The 9,749-nt window shown below is 55.0% G+C and carries 8 protein-coding genes; 2 read left to right on the top strand and 6 right to left on the bottom strand.

Going from position 1 to position 9,749, the window contains the following annotated elements; genetic code table 11:
* The coding region (locus tag QVO51_RS08980; protein WP_288168054.1) for a TIGR01212 family radical SAM protein at positions 1-785 on the top strand (785 nt) is incomplete at its 5' end.
* 43 nt (positions 786-828) lie between these two features.
* On the opposite strand, the gene QVO51_RS08985 is transcribed toward QVO51_RS08980, so the two are convergent.
* The 3 genes from QVO51_RS08985 to murC all read right to left on the bottom strand — a co-directional run bounded on the left by QVO51_RS08985 (position 829) and on the right by murC (position 5,479).
* Positions 829-3,141, bottom strand: coding sequence for an AMP-binding protein (locus tag QVO51_RS08985; protein ID WP_022358129.1), 2,313 nt, complete (start codon positions 3,139-3,141; stop codon positions 829-831).
* 317 nt (positions 3,142-3,458) lie between these two features.
* A complete protein-coding gene (locus QVO51_RS08990) occupies positions 3,459-4,010 on the bottom strand; it encodes a LexA family protein (protein ID WP_022358130.1) in 552 nt (183 codons plus the stop codon).
* 53 nt (positions 4,011-4,063) lie between these two features.
* Positions 4,064-5,479, bottom strand: a complete 1,416-nt coding sequence (murC, locus tag QVO51_RS08995; RefSeq protein WP_288168055.1) for a UDP-N-acetylmuramate--L-alanine ligase — start codon at positions 5,477-5,479, stop codon at positions 4,064-4,066.
* A gap of 155 nt (positions 5,480-5,634) precedes the next feature.
* On the opposite strand from murC, the gene spoVG reads away from it, so the two are divergent.
* On the top strand, positions 5,635-5,931 hold the full coding sequence (spoVG, locus tag QVO51_RS09000) for a septation regulator SpoVG (protein ID WP_015558064.1): 297 nt from the start codon (positions 5,635-5,637) through the stop codon (positions 5,929-5,931).
* Positions 5,932-5,958: 27 nt separating this feature from the next.
* Here spoVG and QVO51_RS09005 read toward each other — a convergent pair whose 3' ends face one another.
* The 3 genes from QVO51_RS09005 to QVO51_RS09015 all read right to left on the bottom strand — a co-directional run bounded on the left by QVO51_RS09005 (position 5,959) and on the right by QVO51_RS09015 (position 9,621).
* Positions 5,959-6,513 carry an NUDIX domain-containing protein gene (locus QVO51_RS09005; protein WP_022358132.1) on the bottom strand — a complete coding sequence of 185 codons (555 nt, stop codon included), beginning with the start codon at positions 6,511-6,513 and terminating at the stop codon, positions 5,959-5,961.
* Positions 6,482-8,992 (bottom strand): YfhO family protein, encoded by a 2,511-nt coding sequence (locus QVO51_RS09010; RefSeq protein ID WP_022358133.1) that lies wholly within the window; start codon positions 8,990-8,992, stop codon positions 6,482-6,484. The genes QVO51_RS09005 and QVO51_RS09010 overlap by 32 nt, the downstream gene beginning before the upstream one ends.
* Before the next feature lie 131 nt (positions 8,993-9,123).
* Positions 9,124-9,621 carry a metallophosphoesterase family protein gene (locus tag QVO51_RS09015; protein WP_022358134.1) on the bottom strand — a complete coding sequence of 166 codons (498 nt, stop codon included), beginning with the start codon at positions 9,619-9,621 and terminating at the stop codon, positions 9,124-9,126.
* Positions 9,622-9,749: the final 128 nt, after the last annotated feature.

Consider the following 9,749-nt stretch of genomic DNA (forward strand, 5'->3'; position numbering starts at 1 on the left):
CCCATGCTGCCGCTATGCCCATCCCGGAGCAACTGGAAGCGGAGCTTGCCCGGATCCGGAAAAGGGATCCGGATCCACGGGTCATTGCCTATTTCCAGGTGCATACCAATACCTACGCCCCGGTGGAACGGCTCCGGCAGGTGTACGAACCCGCCCTTTCCCATCCGGCAGTGATGGGATTGGCCATCGGCACCCGTCCCGACTGCCTGCCCACAGATGTTCTGGCGTACCTGGAGGAGCTGTCCCACCGGACAAATCTGACGGTGGAACTTGGCTTGCAGACCTGTATGGACGATACCGCCCGGCGCATCAACCGGGGCTACCCCTTTTCCATCTTTGCGAATGCCATGGAGCAGCTGCACCAACGGCGGATCCGCACCTGTGTGCATCTCATCAACGGACTGCCGGGGGAAACTCCTGTGCAGATGGTAGAATCTGCCTGGCGGGTAGGGCTGCTGCATCCGGATGCAGTAAAGCTACAACTGCTGCATGTGATCCGGGGCACGGCTCTGGCAGACTGGTATAATGCCGGCAGGTTTTCCGTCATGTCCCAGGCGGAGTATGTGTCCGTGATCCTCCGGCAGCTGGAGGTGCTGCCCCCGGAGACCGTCATCGAACGTATTACCGGGGACGGTGATCGGAATAAGCTGATCGCCCCACTGTGGAGCATGCGGAAAATTGCGGTGCTGTCCGCCATCGACAAGGCGCAGGCGCAGGCAGGCAGCTGGCAGGGCAAAACCCTTGGGGCAGCACTGCACAATGCATGCCAGGTGGCTTTGCCCTGAATAAAGAAAGCGGAGCATATGCTCCGCTTTCTTATTACCCGTATTATTTCTGCTTTTCGCTGTTTTCCCGCAGTGCTACACGGCGGATCTTGCCGCTGATGGTCTTAGGCAGCTCCTCCATAAATTCTACGATTCTCGGATACTTGTAGGGAGCGGTATGCTCCTTGACATAGTTCTGGATCTCCTTCTTCAGCGTCTCAGAAGCCTCCGTACCCTTGGTCAGCACGATGGACGCCTTGACCACCTGACCACGGATCTCGTCCGGCGCTGCAGTGATGGCACACTCCAGTACATAGGGCAGCTCCATGATAACGCTTTCGATCTCGAAGGGTCCGATCCGGTAGCCGGAGGATTTGATCAGATCGTCTACACGACCCACATACCAGAAGTAGCCGTCCTCATCCCGCCATGCAGTATCGCCGGTATGATAAGCACCATCGTGCCATGCTTCCTTGGTCTTTTCCTCGTTGTTGTAATAGCCCAGATACAAGCCGCAGGGAACCTTCTTGTCGGTGCGGATTACGATCTCACCAGTCTCACCGGGCTTTGCAGGTGTGCCGTCCGGCAGCACGATATCGATGTCGTACAGGGGGCTGGGTCTGCCCATGGAGCCGACCTTATTGGAATCCCCTACGAAGTTGGCAATGGACAGGGTAGTTTCAGTCTGACCAAAGCCCTCCATCAGCTTGATGCCCGTAGCCTCCAGGAACCGGTTGTATACCTCCGGGTTCAGTGCCTCACCGGCAACCACCGCATACTTCAGAGAGGACAGGTCAAACTTGGACAGATCCTCCTTGATGAAGAAACGGAACATGGTGGGCGGTGCGCAGAAGGTGGTGATGTGGTATTTTGCGAACATCGGCAGGATCTTGTTTGCGTCGAACCGGTCAAAGTCATAGGTGAATACCGGTGCTTCATTCATCCACTGACCGTACAGCTTCCCCCAGAGCGCCTTGCCCCAACCGGTGTCGGAGATGGTGAAGTGGAGACCATTGGGATCTACATTCTGCCAGTACTTTGCAGTCAGGAAGTGCCCCAGACCATACTTGTGGCTGTGGGTTGCAATCTTCGGGTAGCCGGTGGTGCCGGAAGTGAAGAACATCAGAATCGGGTCATCACCACAGGAGGTATCCTCCGTCCGCTCGAACTTGTCGCTGTATGCAGGAAGCTCTCCATCGAAATCATGCCAGCCTGGACGAGGTCCGCCGGTGCAGATCAGGGTCTTAACGGACTTGCACTGCTTGACAGCGCCCTCAACGTGGGTGGTTACATCCCCGTCACCGGTGCAGACAATGGCGCTGACGCCTGCTGCATCAAACCGATATACATAATCGTGCTCCAGCAGCTGGTTGGTTGCCGGGATTGCGATAGCACCCAGCTTGTGCAGAGCTACGATGGAGAACCAGAACTGATAGTGCCGCTTGAGTACCAGCATCACCCGGTCGCCCTTCTTGATGCCCAGGGAGCGGAAGTAGTTGGCGGTCATATTGGAATAGCGCTTCATATCCGCAAAGGTAAAGCGGCGCTCTGTAAAGTCATTGGACACATGGAGCATTGCCAGCTTGTCCGGAGTCTTTTCCGCAACCTTGTCCACGATGTCAAAGCCGAAGTTGAAGGTGTTGGTGTTGTGGTATTCGATACCGGTCAGATGCCCGAATTCATCCGTAGTGGTGGACACAAACTTTTCTGAAACCGGATGCACCAGCCCAGCCTTGTCCACGTTGGTGAGCACACGGGTCTGCACATGCTCCTTATACTCCGGCACACCCCCCTGACCGTTGGGATTCATAACGATGGCGTAGATCTCGCAGTCCTCGCCGCCGATGGCAACCTCATCGTGGGGCGTGGAGCTATCGTAGTAGATGCTGTCGCCGGGGTGGAGAATCTCGCTGTGGTCGCCGATATAGATCTTCATGCAGCCCTTGACCACGATATCAAATTCCTGTCCCACGTGGGATGCCATATGCAAAGGCTTGTCCATTGCTTCTTCGGAATAGGGGATCTTTACAAAGAAGGGCTCACTGATTTTGTGACGGAACTGAGGTGCCAGACGGTAATAGGCAAAGCCCTCACGCCGCACGATGGGCAGACCCTTGCCGGCTCTTGTCACAGTGTAGCTGGTTACCTTGGGGCTTTCGCCTTCCATTACATCCGTGATCTCCACGCCGCATGCCTTGGCGCATTTGTAAATAAACGTAAAGCTGAAGTCGCTCTGTCCTGCCTCCAGCGCCTTGTACTCCTCAACAGATACATCCGTGCGCTTCGCCATTTCCTCTACGGAAAGCCCCACGTCCTCCCGCACAGCCCGAATACGCTCTGCAACCTCTTTGATTGCGTGATCCATGTTTGCTCCCATTGCGTTTCATCCTTTCTATGCATTTGATTATTCGCCTTTGAGACAAATAAAAAAATCGTCTCAAAGATCATGTTCTTTGAGACGAGATATGTTCCCGCGGTACCACTCAAATTGCGCATTGCGCCCCTCATCGGCTCTAACAAGCCTATTGCCTTCACGCGGCAAAAACGGAAACGCCTACTTGGTTTACACCGTTCAGGTTTCAGCTCGGAAGGGATCAGCAATCGGTATATTTTCACCGGCTTACACCAGCCGCCGGCTCTCTGCGCAAAATAATATCCGATACAGTCTTCGTCATCGCCATTGACATGAGTATATCACGTTCCCTCGGCTTTGTCAAGGGGTTCTGAAAAAATTTTTTGTGCCGGAAGCATACTGCGCCATACTGCCGCCACAAAGCCCACACAGTACCCTGTGGTGTCCCGTGTCAGCACCGGTTCTCCCTCTGCCGCACACACCACGAGCATGTCCGGCGCCGGAGGTGTCCCCAGACCGATCACCAGCAGATCCCCCGGCTGTATGCCGTATGCCAAGCCGGTCTCATCCGGCATCCGCCATGCCACATACCGGGTGTCCCCCTGGGGCAGCGGATAAAAGGCAACATAGCTTTCTGCCTGCTCCGGGGTACCATCCAGCCGGGACACCACCGGAATCCGCAAAGGCCGACCTCCGGCGAGCCGGATTCCCCGGTTTTGATTCCCTGATTTCTCCAGGTATCCATCCGCCACCAACAAATTGATGTAACGGTGTGCGGTGGAAGTGGATTTCATCCCAAGTGCGGCGCAGATCTCCCGCACGGACGGCGGAATGTCTGTTTCGGTACGCAGTCTGATATAGTCATAGACTGCACGTGCCTGATCGTTCAGCATGATTCATCACTGATTTTCCGCATATGCAGGAAAATCCGCTCCTCTCCTCGTTATCAGCCCTGTGGCAGTTCCTTTGCAAGCCGCCGGGAGATCTTGTATACATCTCCGCAGCCCAGGGTAATCACCAGATCCCCCGGCTGTGCGTGCTTGCAGATATAGTCGCAAACCTGGTCAAAATTGTGATACTTTCGGGTATCGTTCGGCTCCTCGGTTTCATCCTGCGGGAACCAGACGCAGCCAGGAATCTTCTCTGCCAGATTCCGGGTGAAAATGTGGTAGGTATTCTTCTCACGGGAGCCCATAATATCCGTCAGCACCGCCGTATCCGCAATGGACAGGGCCTTTGCAAAATCATCCAGCAGCATAGCCGTCCGGGAGAAGGTAAATGGCTGGAACACTGCCCACACATGGCGATAGCCCATTTCCTTTGCCGCATTCAACGTCACCGTCAGCTCCGCCGGATGGTGTGCATAATCGTCCACCACCGTAATGCCTCCAACCTGGGCAACCTTTTCAAAGCGTCTGCCTGCGCCACGGAATTCACACAGCCCCTTCTGAATTGCGTCAAAGGGAACCCCTGCGTGATCCGCCGCCGCAATGGCTGCCATGGCGTTCAGTACGTTGTGGATCCCTGCTACATGCAGCACGATCTCCCCCATGGGCTTGTCATGATGCATAGCGATGAAGTGCGTCTCCATACCGCTGACATGCTGCACCTGTGCCGCATAGTAATCGCAGTCCGGCGTATTGCCGAAGGTAATCATCTCCTTGCCGGTGATGCCCTCCACTGCCTTCCGGGTGTTGGAGTCATTGCCGTTGTAGATCACTGTCCGGCTTGCCTTTTCGGCAAACTTATGGAAGGACTTGATCACATTCTCCAGAGTGCCGAAGTAGTCCAGATGGTCCGCATCCACGTTCAGGATCACTGCCACGTCCGGATACAGCTTCAGAAAGGTGTCCACAAATTCACAGGACTCACATACCATGATATTACTTTTGCCGGCTCTGCCGCTGCCCCCGATACAGGGCAGCTTGCCTCCGATGAAAGCGGACAGATCCACCCCGGCGGTAAACAGAATCTGCGCCGCCATGGAGGTGGTGGTAGTCTTTCCGTGGGTGCCGCAGATGCAGATGGCATTGTCATACTTGGAGGTGACGATGCCCAGCAGTTCACTGCGCTCCAGCACCGGTACGCCGCTGGCTTTGGCAGCGATCAACTCCGGATTGTCCGCCATAATGGCTGCGGTGTGGACGATCAGATCCGCCCCCGCAATATTCTCTGCCCGCTGTCCAAGCATCACCGGGATCCCCAGCTTCCGGACAGCCTCCAGGGTCTCGGTTTCGTTGTTGTCCGACCCGGTGAGATAATAGCCCCAGCTGTGGAGAATCTGCGCCAGGGGATACATACCGGAGCCCCCGATCCCGATAAAGTGAATGTGTTTTTTTCCATTTAGAATGTTCAGATTCATAATAACCATCTCGTTCCTTTGTAGTTTATTCACAAAGCGATGCTTTGATTGTTCATAAAAATGGTGTATAATACAGAATACAAGGAGGCATCGTATACACACCACATTGTAACACCATGCTAGACATATCCGTACAACATAAGGAGGTAGCACACATGGAAATTACAGACATCAAAATCCGAAAGATCATTACAGAAGGCAGGCTGCGTGCGGTAGTATCCGTTACGCTGGACAACATGCTTGCCGTACACGACATCAAGGTCGTCCAGGGGGATGAGCGATTGTTCGTCGCCATGCCCAGCAGAAAGGACGAAAGCGGCGTGTTCCGGGATATTGTACATCCCATTTCCCCTGCCGCCCGACAGATGTTTGAGCAGCAGATTCTGGAGGCTTACTCCCAGCATCTAGCACTGCTTGAAGCAGAAGAATCCGCCCACGATGCCCTTGTATAATCCATTCTGAATTTCAGCAGGGAATGTTTACATTCCCTGCTTTTTTTGTTGCTCCAGCAGATAGGTCTTCATCAATGCGATCTGGGTCTTGGCGTCCTGGATCTCGTTCCGCAAAACCATATTTACCGCCTCACGCAGATCGATCCGCTCCACGTCCACGAACTCGTCCGGATCCAGCTTCTGGATGCCTCCCACCTGCAAGCCCTTTGCAAGATACATATGAATCACTTCCGTGTCATATGCAGGCGTGGGAAACAGGGAGCCCAGATATTCCATAGATTCCGCCCTGGTGCCGGTTTCCTCCCACAGCTCCCGGATGCCGCAGGTCAGAGGCTCCTCCCCCTGCTCCAGCTTTCCTGCGGGCACCTCCAGGGTCACACAGTGGTGCGGATAGCGGAACTGCCGCACCATCAGCACCTGCCCCTGCTCCGTCAGGGGCACCACGCATACGCCCCCGTTGTGGTGGATCACATCCCGGATGGCTTCTCTGCCATTTTCCAGCTTTGCCACGTCCCGGGTCACATAGAGGATCTTCCCCTCAAATACGGTTTCACTTTTGATCGTCTCTTCGTTCAGATGCATCTTCTGACTTCTCCCCTTCCTCGTTCCATCTCCCGGCGTACCGGGACAAATATGCCGCATACTGCATAGCGGCAGACACATCCTGCTGCAAGTCATATCCATACCAGCAGGTGTGGAAGCACTCCTGCTTTGCCTCCTGCTTCCGGCACTTCCTGGTCAGCAGCAGATACAGCACCAGCAGCAATGCCCCAGCCCCGGTAAGCCATGCGCCGATCCGCAGACCCGGCGTCTCATAGGTAAAGACAATCACATTGTCCCCCGCCTGGGCTTCCACTGCCATAAAGCCGTAGCTGACCCGTTCCACATCCACCGGCTGCCCGTTGACCGTGGCGCTCCATCCTGCCTCATAAGGCACGCTGAAGAACACCAGATTGGGCTGCTCCAGGGTGATGGTGCCGGTAAAGCCGCTGGAATCATACCGAAAGCTGTCGCAGGCATGCGCCGCCCGTTCCCGGCAGGCTTCCAGATACCTTTCCTCCGTCAACCCATAGGCATTGTTCTGGAGCACTGGCTTCATCAGGCTGCCATACTTTTGGATCTGCTCCTGGTTCAGCACAATGGAGTTGATCAGCACCTTTTCACAGCTCATGCCGGATCTGCCCTCCACATCCTCCTGGGACACATAGCTGTCATAGGTAAAGCCCATGGGGATGTAGTACTGGTTCTCGTATACATAAAATTCGTTCTGTATCCCCACATATTCAAACCCGGGCAAACCGCAGTCGAAGGAATATTCATCCTTCTTGGAGTTGTTCACCTTGTCAAAGTAATACCGGACGGAGAACAGCCCCCGAAGGGTGTAGTGCTCAATGGAGGCACGGGATGCCACATCCCGGGTGACCCCGACCTGGTCGTAAAATTCCATAATAGAAACCGGCACTACGCTCTGAAAGGCACGCATATTGGAACAGCCCCAGAACATGGGGTAGTTGTCGTAATCCTCCGAAATGTCGATCCGGTAAAACTGCTCCCGGGGATCCGGCAGAGAAATCTTCTCGCCGCCCTCGATGCCGATCCGGGCGTAGGTACGGGGGATGGGGCCTAAGGAAACCCCGAAGTACACCACGGAGGCGGTGCAGAGCACGCACGCCCCGATGGTCAGCGCCATAGCCCGGCGCAGCACCGGCTCTCCCCGCCTCCGGCATACCGCAAGCCAGACCACCCCGCACAGATTCAGCACACACAGCGCCAGGATCAGCACAAAGTAGATGGGGTAATTTGCAAAGTCAAACCACTTAATGTCCTCCCCGTCCTTGATGGGGATAAAACATGCCGCCAGGCAGAACAGCAGCACGCCGCCGCTGATCCAGATGCCCTGCTTCAGAGAAATCTGTACATCGTCCAGGGCAATGGCAGTCATCATTGCCATGATCAGGATGGGCATATAGAACCATCTTGCATAGTAGGAGCCGTTAAAGGCATAGAAGGCGGAATTGAAAATGGGGATGAAGGCGCAGAACGTGCAGAACAGAGTGAGCCGGGTAGCCCAGTGCTTTTTCCTGGTACCCAGAAAGCCGATGACGCCGGTCATGCCGAACAGGGGCAGATAGCCGCCAATGGACGCCCACTTGGCGCTGTCCGTGCTGAACAGATTGGGGCGTGCCGGTACATCCGGGATCATAAAGAAGCTCTGGATAATCCGGATGATCCGGGTACGGTCGGAGTATGCCACCATGTTCATGCCGTACAGCCGCTCTGTCACCCGGTTATTCTCCAGAATGGTCAGACAGGAGGGCAGTAGCAGCACTGCCGACAGCAACACGCCAATGATGGACTCCAGGGCGATGCTGAAGAACTTTCGCCGGGTGATGTGAAAATCCTTACAGGTGCAGCGAAACAGAAAGTAGACCAGCACGAATACGACCTGTCCGGCAAAGAAGAAGTAATTGAGCATTGCCATCAGTGCCACCGCAAGAGCAAATACCCCCCGGCGGTTGTTGTTCACCCGTTCCTCCAGGGCAATCAGCAGCAACGGGAAAAAAGCGGTCACATCCTGGAAGTGGTTGAAGAAGATGTTGTATGCCTGGAAGCCGGAAAAGGCGTAGAGCATGGCACCGATGGCGGCAGCACGGGGACTGCGCACAAAGCGGCGGATATAAGCATACCCGGTCATAGTCGCCATGCCGTGCTTGAGGCAGAGCAGCCAGGGTATCAGATAGGGGACTGCGCCGCTGGGGAAGGGTATGGTCAGCCAGAAAAAGGGACTGCCCAGCAGGTAGAAGGAGTAGGATCCGATAAAGTTCGCCCCCAGATCCGTCTGCCAGTTCCAACCCAGCTGACCGCTGCGCACTGCGTCATGGGCAAGGTGATAAAACGGGATCTGCTGGGAATTGAAATCCCCGTAGTAGATGAAATACCCCTTGTTGAAGATCACAATGGGCAGCAGCACCACAAGCAGGGTGAAAAAGCCCAGCAGAAACATCCGCAGATACTGTCGTTTGCCGTCCTCCCGGATCAGTAGCAGGTTCTTTTTGACCATAAGTCCCTCCAATGATGATTATACCACGAATTGCCTCATAATGGAAGAGCCAATTCCAAAATATTTTTGGTGATTTCGCATAAAGTTTGACCGGACGCAGCACCCGACGCCCCTTTGCCGCATAGGATGCACTAGGGGCGAGGGGTTACCGGCACAATGTTGGTGAGAATCCCCTGTTCGGTCACGTCCACGATGCCATAGGAGGGGGGCATGCCGTCCCGGGGACAGCTGACGCTGCCGGGATTGAGCAGATACAACCCATCCTCATACCGGGCGCAGCGGACATGCGTATGTCCGAACAGTACCAGATCCGCATCGTTCTGACGTGCCAGTGCCTTGAGATGCTCCAGGGAGCTGTTGACGCCGTAATTGTGCCCGTGGGTGGCTACCAGCCGATGGCTGTGCTCCAGCCCCAGGGTCAGCACCGGCAGGCTCATGCTGTCGTAATCGCAGTTCCCTTTTACATGCCAGGTTCGGGCGGAAAGATCCGGGAACTGGGTCAGCAGCAGATCCAGTTCCTCCTCCCCATCCCCCAGGTGGATGAACAGATCTGCATCCATATGGCGGCAAAAAACCCGACGCAGAGCATCATAGTTCCGGTGTGAATCCGACAGTACAATCAAGCGCATGATGGAACCTCCCACTTCTATTTGTTTCGATTATAGCATATCTATGCTATAAATACAAGTAATTCCGGCAAATCCACTTGGTTGGAAGAAAGGAAGCATGTACATGGATATCAAGGATAAACTCCAGT

It is taken from the genome of Ruminococcus sp. CAG:379, from assembly GCF_000434255.1.
Lineage (GTDB): Bacteria > Bacillota > Clostridia > Oscillospirales > Ruminococcaceae > Ruminococcus_F > Ruminococcus_F champanellensis.